Origin of the sequence: Halorubrum sp. F4, from assembly GCF_027257195.1 — an archaeon.
Classification (GTDB): domain Archaea; phylum Halobacteriota; class Halobacteria; order Halobacteriales; family Haloferacaceae; genus Halorubrum.
In genome coordinates, this window is record NZ_JAPDFS010000015.1 from 1 (window position 1) to 19,866 (window position 19,866).

General features: G+C 71.7%; 17 protein-coding genes and 1 pseudogene. 5 read left to right on the top strand and 13 right to left on the bottom strand.

Annotated elements, in window-relative coordinates; all coding sequences use genetic code 11:
- The 3 genes from OKW78_RS15280 to OKW78_RS15290 form a co-directional block, all read right to left on the bottom strand.
- On the bottom strand, positions 1-1,736 hold a 1,736-nt coding region (locus OKW78_RS15280), incomplete at its 3' end, for a glycosyltransferase family 2 protein (RefSeq protein WP_281195924.1).
- Complete coding sequence (locus tag OKW78_RS15285; protein ID WP_281195925.1) at positions 1,733-2,866, bottom strand: HEAT repeat domain-containing protein; 1,134 nt, start codon at positions 2,864-2,866, stop codon at positions 1,733-1,735. The genes OKW78_RS15280 and OKW78_RS15285, both read right to left, overlap by 4 nt.
- 2 nt (positions 2,867-2,868) lie before the next feature.
- Positions 2,869-3,249: a response regulator transcription factor gene (locus tag OKW78_RS15290; RefSeq protein ID WP_281195926.1), complete on the bottom strand. Its 381-nt coding sequence runs from the start codon at positions 3,247-3,249 to the stop codon at positions 2,869-2,871.
- A gap of 100 nt (positions 3,250-3,349) precedes the next feature.
- Between OKW78_RS15290 and OKW78_RS15295 the strand changes: the two genes are divergently transcribed.
- On the top strand, positions 3,350-3,982 hold the full coding sequence (locus OKW78_RS15295; protein ID WP_281195927.1) for a riboflavin synthase: 633 nt from the start codon (positions 3,350-3,352) through the stop codon (positions 3,980-3,982).
- Here the strand turns inward: OKW78_RS15295 and OKW78_RS15300 are convergent.
- Positions 3,973-5,406 carry an MATE family efflux transporter gene (locus OKW78_RS15300; protein ID WP_281195928.1) on the bottom strand — a complete coding sequence of 478 codons (1,434 nt, stop codon included), beginning with the start codon at positions 5,404-5,406 and terminating at the stop codon, positions 3,973-3,975. The genes OKW78_RS15295 and OKW78_RS15300 overlap by 10 nt on opposite strands.
- 29 nt (positions 5,407-5,435) lie before the next feature.
- Entirely contained in the window at positions 5,436-6,581 is a 1,146-nt protein-coding gene (locus OKW78_RS15305; protein ID WP_281195929.1) for an ATP-binding protein, read from the bottom strand.
- Positions 6,582-6,678: 97 nt separating this feature from the next.
- On the opposite strand from OKW78_RS15305, the gene OKW78_RS15310 reads away from it, so the two are divergent.
- Complete coding sequence (locus OKW78_RS15310; RefSeq protein WP_281195930.1) at positions 6,679-7,086, top strand: gamma-glutamylcyclotransferase; 408 nt, start codon at positions 6,679-6,681, stop codon at positions 7,084-7,086.
- Between the two features lie 183 nt (positions 7,087-7,269).
- A complete protein-coding gene (gene ilvA, locus OKW78_RS15315; protein WP_281195931.1) occupies positions 7,270-8,481 on the top strand; it encodes a threonine ammonia-lyase in 1,212 nt (403 codons plus the stop codon).
- A 58-nt stretch (positions 8,482-8,539) separates the two neighbouring features.
- Here the strand turns inward: ilvA and OKW78_RS15320 are convergent, their stop codons facing one another.
- From OKW78_RS15320 to folP, 3 genes are all read right to left on the bottom strand, one after another.
- A complete protein-coding gene (locus tag OKW78_RS15320) occupies positions 8,540-9,610 on the bottom strand; it encodes an NAD(P)/FAD-dependent oxidoreductase (RefSeq protein ID WP_281195932.1) in 1,071 nt (356 codons plus the stop codon).
- A 76-nt stretch (positions 9,611-9,686) separates the two neighbouring features.
- Complete coding sequence (locus tag OKW78_RS15325) at positions 9,687-11,204, bottom strand: DHH family phosphoesterase (RefSeq protein ID WP_281195933.1); 1,518 nt, start codon at positions 11,202-11,204, stop codon at positions 9,687-9,689.
- A 66-nt stretch (positions 11,205-11,270) separates the two neighbouring features.
- Positions 11,271-13,904, bottom strand: coding sequence for a dihydropteroate synthase (gene folP, locus OKW78_RS15330; protein WP_281195934.1), 2,634 nt, complete (start codon positions 13,902-13,904; stop codon positions 11,271-11,273).
- 167 nt (positions 13,905-14,071) lie between these two features.
- Between folP and OKW78_RS15335 the strand changes: the two genes are divergently transcribed.
- Both OKW78_RS15335 and OKW78_RS15340 read left to right on the top strand, forming a co-directional pair.
- Positions 14,072-15,193: an ABC transporter ATP-binding protein gene (locus OKW78_RS15335; protein WP_281195935.1), complete on the top strand. Its 1,122-nt coding sequence runs from the start codon at positions 14,072-14,074 to the stop codon at positions 15,191-15,193.
- Entirely contained in the window at positions 15,190-15,945 is a 756-nt protein-coding gene (locus OKW78_RS15340) for an ABC transporter permease (protein ID WP_281195936.1), read from the top strand. Before OKW78_RS15335 ends, OKW78_RS15340 begins: the two co-directional genes overlap by 4 nt.
- A gap of 27 nt (positions 15,946-15,972) precedes the next feature.
- Here OKW78_RS15340 and OKW78_RS15345 read toward each other — a convergent pair whose 3' ends face one another.
- From OKW78_RS15345 to OKW78_RS15365, 5 genes and pseudogenes are all read right to left on the bottom strand, one after another.
- A complete protein-coding gene (locus tag OKW78_RS15345; protein ID WP_281195940.1) occupies positions 15,973-16,122 on the bottom strand; it encodes a hypothetical protein in 150 nt (49 codons plus the stop codon).
- Positions 16,123-16,200: 78 nt separating this feature from the next.
- Positions 16,201-17,376 carry a bifunctional oligoribonuclease/PAP phosphatase NrnA gene (locus OKW78_RS15350; protein WP_281195937.1) on the bottom strand — a complete coding sequence of 392 codons (1,176 nt, stop codon included), beginning with the start codon at positions 17,374-17,376 and terminating at the stop codon, positions 16,201-16,203.
- A 106-nt stretch (positions 17,377-17,482) separates the two neighbouring features.
- Positions 17,483-18,385: an NAD-dependent epimerase/dehydratase family protein gene (locus OKW78_RS15355; protein ID WP_281195938.1), complete on the bottom strand. Its 903-nt coding sequence runs from the start codon at positions 18,383-18,385 to the stop codon at positions 17,483-17,485.
- Positions 18,382-18,888 (bottom strand): DUF5791 family protein, encoded by a 507-nt coding sequence (locus OKW78_RS15360; RefSeq protein ID WP_281195939.1) that lies wholly within the window; start codon positions 18,886-18,888, stop codon positions 18,382-18,384. The genes OKW78_RS15355 and OKW78_RS15360 overlap by 4 nt, the downstream gene beginning before the upstream one ends.
- 67 nt (positions 18,889-18,955) lie before the next feature.
- Positions 18,956-19,866, bottom strand: a pseudogene (locus OKW78_RS15365) (hypothetical protein); the annotation flags it as partial.

Genomic DNA, 19,866 nt, shown 5'->3' on the forward strand with positions numbered 1-19,866 from the left:
CCGTCGGTCGGATCCGTCGTGTAGACGAAGCCGCCGTCTCCCACGCCCGACGAGAAGTCCGTCGTCCGGACGAAGCCGCCGTCGCTCACGCCCGCCGCCGGATCGAGGACCCGTTGGAAGCCGCCGGACGTCCCGCCGTCGAGCCCCGACGGCGACTCCGTAGCCGCGATCCGGGACACCCACAGGAACCCCTCGTCGTCGACGAGTCGGTCGAGCCAGACGAACCCGCCGTCCGGGTCGCTCGCGGACGCGCCGCGACCGCCCTCCGACGACTCGTCGGTCGACATCTCCGGGGGACCGGACGCTATCGCGGCGGCTCCAGCGTCGCCGAACCCGCGGCGCTCCATGACGCCCCACGACTTCTCGCCGCGGAGGTACTCGATCAGGCCGTGCCAGGCGACGATCGTCTTCCACTGACGGTAGCCGAAGTTCTCGAGGACGCCGTACCACAACAACCGGACCACGTCCTTCGGGTCCTCGTATCGGTTGAAGCTCCACACCTCGCTGAACACGCCGAACCACGAGAGGAAGACGCCGACGCCGACGGTGAGAAGCAGGAAGACGAGGAAGAACTCGACGTTCAGGATCCCGAAGTACCACGCGAGCGGGAGGAGGACGTAGCCGAACCCCTCGATGAGCGGTCCCAACGCCTCGGCGGCGGTGAAGAAGGGGAGGACCACCGTCCCGATGCGGCCGTATCTACGCCTGAAGAACATCCCCCGGTTGGCGACCACCGTCTCGATCATTCCGCGGTACCACCGCCGTCGCTGGCGGCCGAGGCTCCGGAGGGTTTCGGGGACTTCGGTCCACGCGACCGGTTCCGGCTGGAAGTCGACCGTGTACTCCACGTCCGCGTCCGAGAGGTACTGGTGGAGCCTGACGACCACGTCGAAGTCCTCGGTGATCGTGTCGTGGCGGTAGCCGCCGATCTCGCGGACGCGGTCCGTCCGGAAGACGCCGAACGCCCCCGAGATGAGGATCAGTCCCTTGAGCCGGCTCAACCCGAGCCGCCCGGAGTAGAACGCCCGGAGATACTCCATCACCTGGATCCCGGGGAGACCGGTCTTCGGGAGGTTGATCTCCTGGATCTCGCCGTCGGCGATGACGCAGTCGTTGGCGACGCGGATCGTCCCGCCGCTCGCGACCGCCCGGTCCGGCTCCTCGAGGAACGGTCGAACGATCCGGAGCAGCGCGTTCCGGTCGATGAGCGTGTCGGAGTCGACCGCACAGAACAGCTCCTTGTCGGTGAGCCACAGCCCCGCGTTGAGCGCGTCGCTTTTCCCGCCGTTCTCCTTGTCGACGACGAGCAGGTCCTCGTGGCGCGTCGAGCGATACACCCCGCGGATCGGTTCCGAGGGAACGTCGTAGGGGACCGTCGCCTCGACCGTTTCCAGATCGAACGCCTCCCGGAGCCGATCCATCGTGGCGTCCGTCGAACCGTCGTTGACGACGACGACCTCCTGGTCGGGGTAGTTCAGCGCCAGCATCGACCGGACGCTCTCGACGATCGTCGCCGCCTCGTTGTACGCGGGGACGACCATCGCGACGCCGGGATAATACGGGCTGGAGAACGGCCGAAACGGAGGGTCCCACTCCGACTCGCGGACGCTGTCCCGAAGCTCGAACAGCGCCAGGACGTGGATCAGGAGATAGCCGGCGTTGATGAGGAGGTAGTACCCAACGATGAACGCGCCCGAACCGACCACCAGCGCGACGGCGACGTCCTCGATCGTCATCCGGGAGACCCCCGCGAGACGTCCCGAGCGCGTTCGTCGAACCGGACGTGTTCGACCGCCCAGGCCCACGCCTCCTCGAGTCCCTCCGGCGGGTCGGTCGCCCCGGTCGAGGCGATCGAGGCGCGGGGACGGGAGGCGAGAAGCGCCTCCGCCGCCACGACGCGAGTCCGCCCGTCGGGCTCCGTGGCGGCGACCGATCGGAGCACGTCCAGTGCGTCCGGATCACCCCACGCCCCGAGCAGCCGGTAGGCGCTCGCCCGGACGACGGGAGAGGGGTCCGCCGTGATCGTCGTCGTGTCGATCCCGGCACGGAGGGAGCCGTTCCAGCCGTACGCGCCGAGCGCGCGCCACGCGGCGACACGGACGCGTTCCTCGGGGTTCGAGAGCGCCTCGACGACCCACGAGAGGTCGGCGTCGCCGACGACGGAGTGGAGGTGTCCCGTCACCGACAACACCTGCTGTTGGAGCGCGGGGTCCCACTCGTCGAACTCGGCCGCGGCTCGAGTGAGGAGCGGCGACGGGTCCGCCTCGCCGACGCGGTACAGCGTGTCGATGCCGAACACCGAGAAGGCGCTCGGGTCGTTCTCCAGGAGCAGGTCGACGCCCGTCGTCGCGAGGTCGGGCGCGTCGCCCATGTAGAGGACGCGCACGGCGGCCGCCCGCTCCCGCGGCGTCCCCGTACAGTGGTCCTCGAGGAGCTTCCGGTCCGGCGGGTCCCGAAGCAGCGCGAGCCACGTGAGCGCGTGGAGCCGGTTCCAGTAGTCCCCCTCGGCGATCTCGCGGCGCGACCGATCGGGGATCCCGAGCGCGACGCCGAGTTCCGCCAGCCGGGCGGCATCGCTCCCCTCGAGCTGGCGGAGGTAGACGTCGAGCAGGGACTCCAGTTCGTCGCGAGAGGCGGCCGACAGTCCGGCGACCCACGACACCCAGTCGGGGTCTTCGGGACCGTACAGCCGGTCGAGGAGGCCGGACCGGAGGTCCGCCCGCATCGACTCTCGCCGACGATGCCGCCGCGCCGCGAGAAGCGAGTAGCCGACGGTGACGAGGACGGCGGCGACGAGCAGCGACCCGAGAACGACGGCGGCCACGGTGAGAACGAGCGAGGGGAACCCCAGCGTCGGTCCGGACATCGTCACTCCGCGAGCAGCTTCTCGATCCGGGCCAGCAGTTCGTTCGGGCTGAACGGCTTGGTGAGGTACTCGTCCGCGCCCGCCTCGAGCCCGTCCAACACGTCCGCCTCGCGGCCGCGCGAGGTGAGCATGACGACCGGGACGTCCGGGTCGACGGCGAGCTCGCCCCGTCGGATCGCACGGAGCAGGTCCGTCCCCTTCAGCCGCGGCATCATCACGTCGAGGACGACGACGTCGGGATCGGCGGCGGGATCGTCGAGGGCCTCGCGCCCCTCGATCCCGTCGCGACAGACGGTGAGATCGAACCCGGCCATCGAGAGTTTGTACTGGAGGATCGACCGAATCGTCTCGTCGTCGTCGGCTATCACCGCCGTGCGGGACACGTCACATATCATCACGGTCGGCGACTTGAGGTTATCGGGCGACGCGACCGCCGCCGACCGAACCCAGAACGGCTATCCGTCGTCCGGCCCCAGTCCGGGTATGTTCACCGGCATCGTCGAGGGGACCGGGACGGTCCGCACGCGGACCGTGACGGACGACGGCCTCCGACTGCGGATCGGCGTCGACGGCGTCGAGGGATTCGACGACCTCGGCCACGGCCAGTCGATAAGCGTCAGCGGGGTCTGTCTCACCGTCGAGAAACACGGAAGGAACGGCGACGCGGACGGCGCGTGGTTCGAGGTGTTCCTCGCCGCGGAGACGGTCGCGAAGACGTACCTCGGCGACCTCCGCGAGGGCGACGCGGTCAACGTCGAGCGCGCGATGCCCGCCGACGGACGGTTCGACGGCCACGTCGTCCAGGGCCACGTCGACACGGTCGCGGAGGTCACCGGGATCGAGCGAGTCGGCGAGGACTGGCGGTTCACCTTCTCGATCCCCGAGGGACACGACCGCTACCTCGTCGACAAGGGCTCCGTGACGCTCGACGGGATCTCGCTCACGGTCGCCGAGAAGCGCGCGGCCGACCGACACGCCGACGAGTTCGACGTGGCGATCATTCCGACGACCTACGACCTGACGACGCTCTCCGAGAAATCCGTCGGGGACCCGGTCCACCTGGAGGTCGACGTGATCGCGAAGTACGTCGAGAACATGGTCGACGGCTACGCCTGATCGTCGCTGCCGGCCGCCTGATCGTCGTTGCCGGCCGCCGCCCCGTCGCCGCTTCCGCGTTCCGCCATCATCCCGGCGGCCCGCGCGGCCCATCCCGAATGCCGGAAGCCGACGGCGACGACGAGCGCCATCCAGCAGTACGCGAGGAACACCCCGACGTACGCGCCCGGCGGGCCGAGCCCCGCGGTCCGACCCAACACCCAGGAGGCGCCGAGGAAGAGCCCGAACATGCCCGTGAGCCGCGCCGCGAACGGGATCCGGGTCTCGCTCGCGCCCTGAAGCGCGCCCGACAGCGACGAGAAACAGGCGAGCGCGCCGCCCGCGAGGCCGTACACTCCGGCGAAGTCGACGGCGTACTCGACGGTCGCCGGGTCGGACGTGAAGAGACGAACGACCCGCGGCGCGAGCGCGACGAGGGCGAGGCCGATCGATCCGACTGAGACGAGGGCGAGCCCCGCGACGGCCCATCCGTCGAAGCGGGCCTCGTCGGGGTCGCCCGCGCCGAGCGCCTGCCCGACCAGGACCGAGGCGGCGACGTTGTAGCCGCGGGAGAGCGGTCCCGTCACCTGCTGGTAGACGCGGCGGCCGATCTGGAAGCCGGCGTTGACCGCCTCCTCGAAGCCCAAGAGCAGGGCGTTGAACGGGAACTCCGCGGCCTCGGAGCTGAACCCCTCGGCCACCCGCGGGGCGCTCACCCGGAGGAGCTGTCTCGCGATCGTGGGGTCCCGGGGACGGACGAACCCGGCGTCGGTCCACGGACCCCGGATCGCGGCACAGAGGAGTCCCGCCGTGAGGACGTTCGCGGTCGCGGTCGCGAGCCCGACGCCGACGATCTCCAGTCGCGGGAGCCCGAACAGCCCGAGTCCGAGGACCACCGATCCCACGATGTTGACGGAGTTCGCGAGGACGTTCACGTACATCGGGGTTCGCGTGTCGCCGGTGCCCTGGAGCGCCCGCGCGGCCACGAGCGCGACGTGTCTCGCCGGCGCCGTCGCGAAGACGATGGCGAGGTACGCCGAGCCGAGCGAGACGACTTCGGGCGGCGTCTCGCGGCCGATCAACCGACCGAAGACGTCGATCGCGGCCTCGCCGAGGAACAGGCCGAAGAGGACGAACGGGATCCCCGCGAGCGCGCCGAGCAGGACCGCTTGCGTGATCGCCTCGTCGCGGGTCGCGGTCTCGCTCGCCCCGGTGTCCTGTGAGGAGAGCGCGATCGCGCCGCCGCCGAGCCCCAATCCGATCCGAAGGGGGAACCGCGCGTACAGGTCCGCGAGGCCGATCGCGACCACCGCGGCCGGCGAGAAGAGCGCGCTGACGACGACGTCGGTCGTCCGCATCGCGGTCCGGAACGTCTGCTCGGCCATCACCGGCCAGGCGAGCGCGAACACGCGCTTCCAGACGCGCCGGATCCGCGGGAGGTCCATGCGTCATCGATGACGGGCGGAGCCGAGTTCTAGCTGTCGGAGGCGGCCCGGTCCGCCCGCGGAAGCCTCACCTCGAATCGCGTTCCGCCGAGGTCGCTCTCCTCGATCGAGACCGTGCCGCCGTACTCCTCGACGAGGCTGCCGACGATGAACAGCCCGCCACCATCGGAGCCGTCGTCCGCGGCGGTCGTCCCGCGGTCGTCGTCGCCGAACAGCTCGGCTCTCCGCTCGGGCGGGATCCCCGGCCCGTCGTCGTCGACCGACAGGGTGACCGTTCCGTCGCCGTCGCGGACGGAAACCCGGAGAGTGGCGTCGCCGTCCGCGTGTTCGACGGCGTTCTCGACGAGGTTGTCGACGACGGAGCGGAGCCCGTCGTTCGCCGTGACCGGGGCGGCCTCGATGAGGTCGGCGTCGACGGTCACGTCGGCGCGCTCCGTGAGCCCCTCGAGCGTCTCTCGGGTGACGGCCGCGAGGTCGATCCGATGGAGATCGGAGTCGCCGAGGAGGGCGTCGGTGACGGCGCTCGTCGTCTCCAGCCGGTCGAGTCCCTCGTCGGCCTTGGCCGCGATCACCGCGACGGCGTCACGTCCGCCGGGACCGGCCGAGTCGCGGTCGCCGGTCGATCCGCGCTCGAGAGACCCGTCGCCGTCGTCACCGCGGTCGGTCGATCCGGCGAGGTCCGCGTACCCCCGGATCGTCGAGAGGTCGTTCCGGAGGTCGTGACGAAGCAGGTGGTTCACGAACGAGACCGCGCGAGTCGCGTCGTGTGCACGCCGAGCCTCCGCCTCCTGGCGAACGGCGAGGTATCCCGCGATGGCGCCCCCGAGCGCTCCCGACCCGGCGGCGACCAACAGCGGAAAGACGGGCTCGACGAGGGGGCGGCCCTCGACGGCTCGGACGAGGAGCGTCGCGCCGATCGCGGCGGCGGCGAGGAGCGTGCCGGTCGCGGCCCACCGAGCGACGCGTTCCTCCTCGTGCCGGGTGAAGCCGGCGTCGCGGATCCGTACGCCCGCGTAGACCACGCCGAGGGCGATCCCGCCGTCGAGTGCGAGCGCGAGTGCGGGACCGAGCGCCCCCTCGACGGAGCCGATCTCGGCCCCGTGGTGGACCGTCGCGGCGAGCAGGAGGCTACAGCCGATCGCGACGACGGCGGCGTATCCCCGCGGTTTCCACACGATGTACCGTCCTTGGAGGAGCTCCGACAAAAACCGTTTGTGTCGATCCGCTCGAGGACGCCCGAAGCTTCAAACCCGCGACCGACCCAGACGGTCCATGGACGTCTTCGTCTACGGAACCCTCACCGAGCCGGACCGAGCCGGCGAGGTCCTCGACTCCTTCGTCTTCGTCGGCCCGGCGACGCTGGTCGGGCTCCATCCCGTCGAGGGACTCTACCCCACGCTCGCCCCGGGCGGGGAGACCGCCGGACGGCTCCTCCGGACCGACGCGATCGAGACCCTCGACGAGTACGAGGGCGTCGACCAGGGCCTCTACGTACGGGCCACGGTACCGCTCGACGCACCCGACGGCCATCCCGAGGAGGCGGTCCTCTACGTCGGCGACCCCGACCGACTCGACGCGGACGCGACGTGGCCGGGCGACGGCGAGTTCCGCGAGCGGGTGGGAACGTACCTCGACCGGGCCGACGTCGTCGTCCACCTCGACCGGGGCGCAGCCGTCTGACACGGGTCTGACGAGGGATGGAGGTCGATGCCGTCCCACAGTTTCACTTTCACTCCGCCTGCCGGACCTTTTTGTGTCACGGCCCGCTGTCTTCAGTTGCACGTCACACGCGTGCATTCCCCCATTCCCTTTCACCGGACGACGACCGGAACCGATTAGCCCGCGGCGTCGCCACGACGGCGTATGCTCTCGTTAGCCGACATCGAGGCCGCCCGCGAGCGTGTCGACGGCGTCGCCCGCCACACGCCGCTCGAGCGGTCGCGGACGTTCTCGGAGATGACCGGCGCGGACGTCCACCTCAAACTGGAGAACTTCCAGCGCACCGGCGCGTTCAAGATCCGCGGGGCGACGAACCGGATCGCGACGCTGCCCGAGGCGGCCCGGGAGGCCGGCGTCGTCACCGCCAGCGCCGGCAACCACGCGCAGGGCGTCGCGCTCGCGGCCGAGCGCGCCGGGGTCGACGCCACCGTCGTGATGCCGAAGTTTGCCCCCGTCTCGAAGGTGAAGGCCACCCGCGGGTACGGCGCGAGCGTCCGGCTCGAGGGCATCGACTACGACGAGGCGCAGGCGGCCGCCCACGACCTCGAGCGCGAGCAGGGGTTGACGTACGTCCACGCCTTCGACGATCCGGCCGTCATGGCCGGACAGGGCACCCTCGGGCTGGAGATCGCCGACGACCGTCCCGACCTCGACACCGTCGTCGTCCCGATCGGCGGCGGCGGGCTGATCTCGGGCGTCGCCGTCGCGATCAAGGAGCGGCTCGGCGACGTCCGCGTCGTGGGCGTTCAAGCGGAGGGCGCGGCCTCCGCGGCCGCGTCGCTGGAGGCGGGCGAGGTCCGCGAGATCGAGGGCGTCGACACGATCGCCGACGGGATCGCCACCCGGTCGATCGGCGAGAAGCCCCTCGAGGTCATGCGCGAGTACGTCGACGAGGTGGTGACCGTCGACGACCGGGAGATCGCCCTCGCGCTCACGCTCCTCCTCGAACGCTCCAAGACGCTCGTCGAGGGGGCCGGGGCGGTCGCGCTGGCGGCGACGCTCTCGGAGGCGTTCGACTACGACGACGACGAGACGGTCGTCGCCGCGCTGTGTGGGGGAAACATCGACCTCAACCGGCTCGGGACGGTGGTCCGCCGCGGGCTCGTCCGAATGGGTCGCTACCTCAAGATCACCATCGACCTGAAGGACCGGCCGGGCGAGCTCGAGCGCGTCTCCAGCATCGTCGCGCGCGCCGGCGCGAACGTCTACGCCGTCCACCACGACCGGACCTCCCGGGACGTCGCGGTCAACGCCGCGGAGCTCGAACTCGAGCTCGAGACCGACGACGCCGAACACGCCGCGAGCATCGTCGAGGAGCTCGAGGCCGACGGCTACGAGGTCGAGATACTGTCCTGAAGCGGCGTACCCCGGAAACCTCTCGTTCGGAGTCGACCGGACGGATGCGCTCCGTCTCTCAGTCGTCGCCCTCGGCGGCGACGGGCGCGGGTTCGTGGAGCTCGTCGGCCCGCTCCAGTTCCGAGAGGTAGTCGTCGGCGTCGAGCGCCGCCTTCACGCCCATCCCGCCGGCGGTCACCGCCTGCTGGTAGTGGTGGTCGACCACGTCGCCCGCGCCGAAGATCCCCTCGACCGCGGTCGCGGTCTGGTTCCCGTCGCGGCCCCCCTGCGTCAGGAGGTACCCCGCGTCGTCGAGTTCGACGCCCGTGTCCTCCAGGTACTCCGTGTTCGGCGTATGGCCGATGGCGTAGAACACCGCGCCCACGTCGAAGTCGTACTCCTCGACCTCGTCGGCGGTCGCCGGGTCCTCGAGCTTCTCCTTGGGATGGCCGTCGGGGTGTTCGACGAGCGTGACGCCCGTGATCCCCTCGTCGGCGCTGCCGTGGATCTCCGTCAGCTCCGTATTCTTCAGGATCTCGATCTCGCCGTCGTCGACCTTGTCCATCACGCGCTCGATCCAGACGTCCTCCGCGCGGAACTCCTCGCGGCGATGGGCGATGTAGACGGTGTCCGCGAACTTGGTGAGGAAGTTGGCCTCCTCCATGGCGGCGTCGCCGCCGCCGACGACGAGCATGTCCTCGTCGCGGAAGAACGCGCCGTCACAGGTCGCACACGTCGAGAGCCCGTAGCCCATCAGGTCGTCCTCGCCGGGGACGCCGAGCGTCCGGGCGCTGGCCCCGGAGGCGGCGATCACGGCGTCGGCGGTGTAGACGTCGCCGTTCGTGAGCTCGACGCGGAAGTGCCCCTCCGGTTCCTTCTCGACGTCGTCGACGATCCCGCTGCGGAGCTCCGTCCCGAACTTCTCCGCCTGCGCGCGCATCTCGTTTATGAGCTCCGGACCGGAGATCCCCTCGGGGAAGCCCGGGTAGTTCTCCACGTCGGTCGTGAGCGTGAGCTGGCCGCCGGGCTCGTCGCCCTCGATCAACAGCGGATCGTTGTTCGACCGGGCCGCGTAGATCGCCGCGCTCAGTGCGGCGATCCCGCTCCCGGCGACGAGGAGCCGTCGGTGCTCGAGTATTTCATCGCTCATACTATACTGTTCGTGACCGCGGGATATGTAGGTTGCGCTGGCGGTTCGCGCCTCGCGTTCGGCACGTAGATCCCGCTCAGTCAGGGAACTCGGCGTCGATCGCCGCCGGCGTCGTTCCGGCCGGCGGCGTCGGGGGCGACGAGAGCGCCTCGAAGAACCGTCCCGCGACGAACTCCTCGACGACGTCGGTCAGCGCCTCGTCCTCGGCGACGGCCTCCAAGATCCCGAGCGGGACCTGCGCGCCGGCCATGTTGGCGTGACCGCCCGCGGAACCCGCCTGCGCGAGCGCGTCCCGGAGCAGTTCGCCGACGTCGAGATCGGTTCCGCGGGCGCGGGCCGACCCGTAGATCACCCCGTCCATGTAGCCGTAGACGAACGTCACGGCGATCCCCTCGAGGTCGAGCAGCCGGTCGGCCGCCTGGGCGAGCGCGTCGCGGTCGGTGATCTCGCCCACGCAGGTCGCGACCGTCGACCCGCGGACGTCGCGTCGGTCGATCGCGGTCGCGAGCACGCGAAGCGTCTCCGCGCTCACGCTCGGGCTCTCGACGCGGTCGAGCGTCGACTCGTCGACGTGCGGCGTCAGCGACGCGGCGGCCTCGAAGTCGGGGATCGACACCTCGCGGGTGAAATCGCGCGTGTCGATCCGGATCCCGTACAGCAGCGCGGTCGCGAGCGCCCGGTCCGGCTCGACCCCCAGCCGAGAGAGGTACTCCTCGATCAGCGTGCTCGTCGCGCCCACGTCCGGCCGAACGTCGACGAACGTCCCCTCGACCGGCCCGCGGGGGGGATGGTGGTCGATCACGACGTCGACCGGCGTTCCCTCCGGCAGCGAGTCGTTGATACCCGCCCGCGAGTGGTCCACGAGCGCGATCCCGCCGTACTCCTCGAGGTCGATCCCGTCGACGGTCGAAAGCGAGAGGTCGAGCAGGTTCACCATCGCGCGGTTCTCCTGGTGGGCGATCTCCCCGCCGTAGCAGGGGTCCGCGGGAACGCCGATCGACTCGGCGATCCGTGCCAGCCCGACCGCGCTCGCGATGGCGTCGGGGTCGGGATTGTCGTGAGCGACGACGAGAAGCGGCCCGGAGAGCCGCCGTATCGTTCGTATCAGCCGCGGCGGGCGTTCCGTCGATCCCGCCGATCGGTCGGCGACGTGGTCGCGTTCGGCGTCGGCGACGTGGTCGCGTTCGGCGTCGGACCCGTCGAGGCCGACCGCGTCGCGGACGCGCGCCGCCACCGACTCCACCGGGTCGACGACGCGGTTCGCGATCGACTCCAGGGCGTCGATCTGCGACGCGCTCGGAGCGACCCCGACGTGTGAGACGATCATGGCATCGGGATAGCGTTCGCGGGCCGCGGCGGCCGCGGCGACGTTCCGAGCCGGGTCGTCGCTCGCGACCAACACGACCTCGGCGCGCTCGGGGAACGCCGACGGGTCGGTCGGGTCGGCCTCCACGGTCGCCACGCTGCGGTCGCGAAGCGTCGAGGCCCAACCGGGATCGTCGGTCACGGCGAGGAGGTCCTCGGAACCCTCGGTGACGCGCTCGACGAGGGCGTTCCCGACCGCGCTACAGCCGAGCAGCAGACGCCGGACCATGTACCTGCGCCGAGGGGACGGCGACGCAAAACGCTGCCGTCCGCGGTTCGAGGGCGAGGGACCGGATCACTCCGGGCGATCCGGACCGGTCGCCGCTCGGACGACGTCGACCGCGGCGCGGTTCTCGGCGACGTCGTGGACGCGGACGAGGTCCGCCCCGCGATCGGCCGCGAGCGCCGTCGCGGCGACGGTCGCGTGCTCGCGGTCGTCCGGTCCGAGACCGACCGCGTCGTACAGCGACTTGTACGAGTGGCCGATCAACACCGGACAGCCGAGCGCCGCGAGCTCGTCGGCCCGTCCGAGCAGTTCGAAGTTCTCGGCGGCGGACTTGCCGAACCCGAGCCCGGGGTCGACGATCACGCGGTCGCGGTCGATGCCGGCGACTTCGGCGAGCGCGAGCCGCTCGCGGAGGTCGGCGATCACGTCGGCGACCACGTCGCCGTACTCCGGGTCGTTGTCGGGGTCGACGGGGGCGTCGACGCTGTGCATCACGACGACCGGACACTCGGCGCCGGCGACGACCTCCCGCATTCGGGGGTCCTCCAGGCCGGTCACGTCGTTTATGACGTCCGCGCCCGCCTCGAGGGCCGCCTCCGCCACCGCCGCCTTTCGGGTGTCCACGGAGACCAGCACGTCGCCGTCGGCGACCGCGGGAACCTCCCGAACCGCCTCGACGGCCGGGACGACGCGGTCGATCTCCTCGTCGACGGGCACCGCCTCCGCGCCCGGCCGGGTCGACTCGCCGCCGACGTCGATCACGTCGACGCCGGCCGCGACCATGCGTTCGGCCCCCGCGACCGCGTCCGCGAGCCCCTCGTGGCGGCCGCCGTCGTGGAAGGAGTCGGGCGTCACGTTGAGCACGCCCATCACCGCGGTCCCGTCGTGCCAGGGGTACGCTTCGGTCGTTCCCTCGTCCGCCTGCGAGACGATCCCGAGACGCTCCCGGAGGTCGGCCGCGACACCGGCGAGCCCGTCGCCCGCGCTCTCGAGCCGGTCACACAGCTCGCGGAACTCGGCCAGCGAGCCGGCGAGCGTGACCGGCGAGAGCTCGCCTCCCGCGGAGCCGCCGCCGTCGACGTCGCCGCCGCTCCCGTCCGCGCCGACCCCGCCGACGGCGGCCTCGCCGCCGACCGTCCGGAGCGTGGCCGCGACCCGACCGGCACGGTCCCCGCGAAGCCGGAGCGAGCAGGTCCGGTGGTCGATCCCGTCGCGTGCGCGGTCGACGTCCGCCGGCGGGACCCCGCCGACCTCGAGCGCCCGCGCGGCGTCCGCCGGGCCGTCGACCGACTTCGGCGTCACCGTCCGGTGAAGCGACGCGCGCGCCTCCGCGACCGCGAACAGCGAGCCGACGACGAGCACGCAGTCGCCCGCGTCGGCGCGGTCGGTCGCGGTCGCGACCGCGTCGGCGACGTCGTCCCCCTCGGTCACGTCGTCGACGCCGCCCGTCCGGAGCGCCGCCGCGAGCACCGCCGGGTCCTCCGCGCGGTCGAGCGCCGGCCGACAGGCGATCGCGGTCGCGGCGTCCGGCAGCGCGCCGACCGCGCCGGCGTGGTCCTTGTCGTGCATCGCGGCGTACACGAGGTGGAGGTCCGCGTAGTCGTACTCCGCGAGCGTCTCCGCGAGCGTGGCGCAGGCCGCGGGGTTGTGCGCCCCGTCGAGGACGGTCAGCGGCCCCGTGTCGACGACCTCGAACCGGCCGGGCCACGTCGCCCGCGCGAGCCCGTCCGCGAGCGCCCGTTCGGCGAAGGTGGCGTCGGCGCTTCCGTCGCCCTCCCCGTCCGCGACCGCCTCGAGGGTCCGCCGTGCCAACGCAGCCGCGACCGCGGCGTTCGTCGCCTGGTGCTCGCCGACCAGCGGGATCCGGTACCGTCCGGCCGACTCGCCGTCGAACCTCACCGCGGCGTCCGTCGCGCTCACGCGACCCTCGTAGCTCGCGGCGATCGCCGGGTCGGTTTCGTTCCCGTCGTCGCCGGCGGAGGATGCGTCGGCGGCGTCGTCGGTGGCGTCGGCGTCGCCATCAGCATCGTCGCCTCCCGGCCCCGTCACGGTCGTCACCGGCGCGCCGGCCTCGCCGGCGACCTCGCGGACGACCGCCAGCGCCTCGCCGGTACAGGCCGTGACCATCGGCGCGTCCGGTCGTGCGATCCGCGACTTGGTGCGTGCGATCTCCTCGATCGTGTCGCCGAGGACCGCGGTGTGTTCGAGCGAGACGTTGGTCACCGCGGTGGCGACGGGATCGACCGCGCTCGTCGCGTCGTACTCGCCGCCCAGGCCGACCTCGAGAACGACGACGTCGGCGTCGCGGCGCGCGAAGTCGTGAAGCGCCATCGCCGTGACGACCTCGAAGAAGGTGAGCGGCTCGCCGCCGGCCGCCCGCTCGACGAGCCACGGCTTCACCTCCTCGACGAAGTCGGCGACGGCCGCGTCGGTCATGGGCCTGCCGTCGACGCGGATCCGCTCCGCGAGCGCGGAGAGGTGCGGCGAGGTGTACAGGCCGACCGAGAGCCCGGCCTCCCGGAGGACCGACTCGACCATCCGCGCGGTGCTCCCCTTGCCGTTCGAGCCCGCGATCTGGACGCACGGGATCGCCGCCTCGGGGTTCCCGAGCCGGTCGAGGAGCGCCTCGACGCGTTCGGTGCCGGGCTTGACCGAGAAGCGACGGAGGTCGAACAGGAAGTTCGCCGCCTCGTGGTAGTGCATACGCCGTGGGTCGTCTCCGGGTCGTTTAGACGTACCGAACCCGGATCGGACGCGCAGTGAGCCGGGACGGGCTTCGACGGGACGAAACGAGCCGAAGCGAGACGGGACGACGAACCGATCGGCCTCGAAGAGCAACCCTTACGCGCGCGGCACCCGGATTCGAACGCATGAACGAGACGACCGCGCGATCGGCCGTAGACGCCGACGCGGCGGACGCCGACACGGCGGGGACGGGCGACGCTCCCGTGGTCGTCGGCGAGGGGGTCCGGAAGTCCTACGGGGACGTCGTCGCCCTCGACGGCGTCGATCTGACCGTCGATCCGGGCGAGGTGTTCGGGCTCATCGGCCCCAACGGCGCGGGCAAGACGACGCTGGTGCGCGCGCTCACCGGCACGACCGACGCAGAGGGGTCGATAACGGTTCTCGGCTCGTCGCCCGATCGGGTCGATCCCCAGCGGATCGGCCTGCTCCCGCAGTCGTTCGACCCGCCGGAACGGCTCACCGCCCGCGAGCTGGTCGGGTACTACGGCGGCCTCTACGACGAGGCTCGGGAGGTCGAGGCGGTCCTCCGGGACGTGGGGATGGCCGACGACGCGGACGCGTGGTACGAGACGCTCTCCGGCGGCCAGAAGCGCCGGACCTGCGTCGCAACCGCGGTCGTCAACGACCCCGACCTGCTCTTCCTCGACGAGCCGACGACCGGGATCGACCCCGCCGGCCGGCGGTCGATCCACCGACTGGTGGAGCGGCTCGCCGCCGCCGGCACCACGGTGTTCCTCACCAGCCACGCCATGGACGAGGTGGAACGGCTCGCCGACCGCGTGGCACTGCTCCGCGACGGGGGCGTCGTCGCCGTCGGCGCGCCCGCCGACCTGATCGCCGAACACGGCGGCCGTCCTCGCCTCGAGGTCGACCTGGACGGGTCGCGACTCGACGACGAGGACGTCGAAGCCGTCGCCGGCGCGCTCGAGAAGGTCGAGACGGCGACGGTCGCCGGGACCGAGACGGGAGCGGTCGCCGGGGCCGGAACGGGGACGCCCGCCGACGGACCGGTCGTCGAATCGACCGCCGACGGGCTGCGGGTGCTCGGCGTGCGGCCCGAGGGGATCGGCGCGGTCGTCGACGCGCTCGGCGCGGCCGGCGTCGAGTTCGAGTCGCTGACGTGGGCGGAGCCGTCGCTCGAGGACGTGTACCTGCGGCTGACCGGCGAGGAGTACTCGCCACGGGCCGGCGGCGGGTTCTCCCGTTCCCCCTCGGGAGCCGTCGACGAGGACGGAGGGGGTCGATGAGCCGGACCTCGCGAGTGCTCACGGAGGCGACCGCGGCCGCCCGGTCGTTCCTCCGTCGGCGCACGGCCGTCTTCTTCACGTTCTTCTTCCCCGTGATCCTCGTCGTCATCTTCGGCGCGCTGGTCCGGACCCAGCCGACCGGCGGCGGCCTCTTCGCCGAGCCGGCCGGCTACTACGTTCCCGGCTACCTCGCGGTCGTCGTGCTCTTCACGCCGCTCTCGCGGGTCGGCTCGGAGATAGCCCGCCACCGCGACGGCGGCCGCTTCGAGAAGCTCGCGACCACGCCGCTCTCGCGGTCGGAGTGGCTCCTCGCACACACGCTCGTCAACGTCGCGATCATCGGCGCGGCGAGCCTCCTGATCCTGGGTCTCGTGCTCGCGGTGACCGACGCGACGCTCGTCGTCTCGCCGGCGCTCGCCGCCCTGCCGGTCTTCGTCGCCGTCGCGGTCGCGCTCTTCTGCGGGCTCGGGGCGATACTCGGCGCGCTCGCGGACTCACAGGACGGCGTGATCGCCGCGAGCAACACGGTCGCGCTCCCGCTCTTGTTCCTCTCCGAGACGTTCGTTCCGCCCGCGCTGTTGCCCGGCTGGTTCCTGCCGGCGGTCGCCGCCTCGCCGCTCACCTACTTCGCCCGCGGGACGCGAGCGATCGTCCACGACGGCGGGGCGTGGGCCGGCGACCTGGCCGTGCTCGCCGCGCTCGCGGCCGGGTTCCTCGCGCTCGGCGCGTACGCGGTTCCGCGGACCGATTGATCGCTCCTCCGGGAACCCGTTCCGGGTCTACAACACGCGCACGGCGAGGTACGGGAGCAGGAAGAACGCGAGAAAGATCAGCCCCGTCGCGATCGCGTAGCCGGCACCGACTCCCGCGAGCGCCAGCCACCTGTCGTCGAGATCCTCCATCCTGCCGTCGACTCCCTCGAGCGCCATACCCACCGATCCGACGGTGCCGGCTTAATCGTTGTCGTCACTCGGACCGATCGCCGCCACGACGGTACGGCCCCTCCCTCACACGTCGCCGGCCATGGCTCGGAACAGGGCGTCCGCCAGCCCGTCGCGGTCGACCGTCTCGGCCTCGCCCTCGCCCGTCGGGTCGACCTCGGGCGTGATCGTCCCCCCGCCCATCCGCGAGTGCCCGCCGCCGTTCCCGTTCGTGACCTCCGAGAGCACCGAGTCGATGGCGTTGCCCATGTGGACCCGGTCGTCCCGCGACCGCCCCGAGAGGTGGATCGTTCCGTCGCGCTCGCCGATGACGACGACCGCGCTGACGCCCTCGAGCTGGATCAGCTCGTCGGCCGCCTGCGGGATCGCGTCCACGTTGTTCACGCCGCCGACGTCGGCGACCGCGAACGACCCCTCGATCTGTCTGCCGGCGATGGCTCGGGCCTTCACCTCCAGGACCTCCGCGTCGACCGCAGGATTGGCGATCCGGTCGAGCCGGTCCTGGTCGACGCCGGGGTAGACGTACGCCGCCGAGGCGAAGTCCGGCTCGCTCGCGCCGACGGTCAGGTGTTTGGTGTCGGTTAAGATCCCGTAGAGGAGCCCGGTCGCCGCCCGCGTCGACAACACGAGGTCGCCGCCCGTCTCGCTCGCGTGTTTGTCTGGCGGCACCGGGACCGCTCCCACGTCGTCGAAGTACTCGGCGACGACGGACGCCGTCGCCCCGTAGTCGGTCCGGACGTCGGTGAACTCCTCGCCGCGTCCGTCCCCCGGATGGTGGTCGACGACGGCGGTCGGCAACACCCCGTCCGCCCCGGCGAACCCGCGCGCCTCGTTGTGGTCGACGAGGACGACCGTCTCCGCCGCGAGGTCGCTGACGTGGTCGATCCGGTCGAGTTCGAGGTCGAGCACCGTCCGGAACGCCCGGTTCTCCTGGTGGCGGATCTGTCCCGGATACTGGATGGTCGCGTCGACGTCGAGCTGGTCCGCCAGCGACGAGACGCCGATCGCGGCCGCCATCGCGTCCGGGTCCGGGTTGGGGTGCATCAACACGGCGATCTCCGATTCGTCCGCCAGCAACCGACGGAACTCCTCGCCGGCCGGCCGTCGTGCCCGGATGAACGCGTACGTGCTGACGAGCACGAACGCCGCACCGAGGACCGCGGTGGCGGCCAGTTCGGGGTTCTCCCGGACGAACGTCTCCGCCTCCGAGAGCCACCCGCTGACCGTTGCTGGGGCCCACATACGTCCCCCCGGAATCACCGGTGACACAAGAAGCTTCGTGGGGTTTTCGACCACATGGGGACGACGGGATCCGGGACGACGGTCCCCGTGGAGGTCGTCGATCACCTCACTCCCGTGTACGGCGGAACGCCTCGATCGCGTCGTGGTACCCCTCGCGGAACGTCGGGTACGAGAACTCGTAGCCGAGCCCTCGCAGTCGGTCGTTCGAACAGCGTTTGCTCGTTCGGATCCGGCGTTCTGCCGCTTCCGAGAGGTCGCCGGCGGCGATCCGCGCCTCCTTCGAGCGCTTCTCCGGACGGTCAACTTCGCACTCGTCGGCGAGCCAGTCGGCGAACGCGTGTTTCTCGACCGGTTCGTCGTCGACGACGACCACGGGTTCGCCGCGGGCACGGTCGGTCTCGAGGAGGAACCGGATCGCGCCCGCGGCGTCGTCGCGGTGGACCATGTTGAGGTAGCCGGCGGTCACCGGCCCCTCGAGGTAGCGATCGAGCCGATACCGGTCCGGCCCGTACAGCCCCGCGAACCGTGCGACCGTGCCGTCGATTCCGACCTCGGCCGCGTCCTCGAGCGCGACGCGTTCGGCCTCGGCGAGCACCCGCGTCTTCTCCGTGGTCGGCTCGATCGGCGTCTCCTCGTCGACCCACGCGCCGTCGTGGTCGCCGTACACGCCCGTCGACGACGTGTACACCAGCCGGTCGGGTGTTCGATCACGGCCGCCGTACTCCTCGACGACGTTCCGGAGTCCGTCGACGTAGACCGCACGGGCCGCCTCCGCGCCCCGACCGCCCGAGCTGGCGGCGAACACGACCGCGTCCGCGTCGGGCAACGCACCGAGCGAGTCCGGATCGGTCGCGTCCGCACGCACGGCATCGACGCCCTCGTCGACCGCCTCGATCGCCTCGAGTCCGGCGTCCGACCGCCGGACTCCGGCCACGTCGTGGTCGCGAGCGGCGAGCTGCCGAGCGAGTTCCAGCCCGACGTAGCCGCACCCGACGACGACGACCCTCATGGCTTGCGCGTCTCGACGACTGCCATGACTTCCGCGAGCTGGGCGAGCGTCATCGCCGCGCGTCCCTCGAGGACCTGCTGGACCTCCTGACCGGTGAGGTCGGCGTCGATCGACGCCGCGATCGTGTCGACGTCGAGCACCGCCGTCGCCATTCCCATGAGGAGGTGGTCCCGAAGCTCGGCGACCATCGCATCGGCGTCCCGACCGTCGGCGGCCGCGAGGACCGAGACGGCCTCCTCGACGGTCAGGTCCCGGACGTCGCCGGCATCGACCCGCTCGATCGTTGCCGGGTCGGGAGTCGAACCGTCACCGGCCCCGGCGGCATCGATCCCGTCGACCGCCTCGACCAGCATCGCCTCGAACGCCGCCAGCAACGCCGCCGCCTCGACTCCGTCACCGCCGCTGCCGGCGTCGATCGAGCCGTCGCCACCGTCACCCGCGTCGGTGTCTTCGACGCCGACCGCGGCGGATCCGCCCGACCCGTCGACGACCTCGTGGAACATGGCCACGATCGGCGCTCGCGTCCCAAAACGCCTCCGATCGGCCGGATGTGACGTCTCGACCTCCGCGTCACCAGCCGGGGGACGTCTCGTCGCGCGTCCCGTCCACGTCGCCGACGCCGGGCGGACCGGCGGGAACGGCGACGACGACGACCGTCTCGGTCTCGAACCGCACCGGATCCGTCCGCCCCAACCGAACGCGCTCGTCTCCCACGTCGACGGTCACCGTTCCCTCCTCCCGGACGTACTCGAACCCGCGGCCGGGGGTCCCAACGTCGCCAGTGAGCGCGAACCGCGGGTACTCGCCCCGGACCTCGACGTGCCAGGCGTTGACCGTCGCCACCCAGTACCCCGGGACGGGCGCGACGGGAAGGCCCGCACCGACGGTCCGATTCGGCTCCGGAACCAGACGCTCGGCGGCCGCCTCGCCCCCTCGCCGCAGCTCGTCCTCGACGGCTCCTTCGACCTCTCCGCGAACGTGTCCGCGCACCGCCTCGGTCGGACCGTCGACGAACCGGGACGGGATCCGCACGGCGTCCCGTCCGGTCGCGTCCCGAAGCGCGACCCGGAGCCGCGCGGCGATCGCCCCCTCCTCCCCGTCCGAGAGCGATCCGACCCTCGCCGCCTCGGCCGCGACTCGGTCCGCGTACGCTCCCTCGCCGATGGCGACGGCTCGCGAACCCTCCGAACCGTATCCCGCGGCCACCGACTCGACGACCGACCGTCGCTCGGTGTGCGTCAGGTCGGTCCTCTCGCCGAGCGCGGCGACCAGCTCTTGATCGACTCTCCTCCGTGCTGACTCGACCCGGCCCGCGAGCTCGTCCCTGTCGGCCCGCAGGTCCGGATCGTCGCGCCCGGCGAGCGACCGGTCGGCAGCGAGGAGAACGCGGCCGGCGGTGCCGATCCGGACGCCGTCGCCGCTCCCGAGGGCTCGTTCGACCACGCCGCTCGCCACGTCGCCGTACGGGACCGTCACGTAGT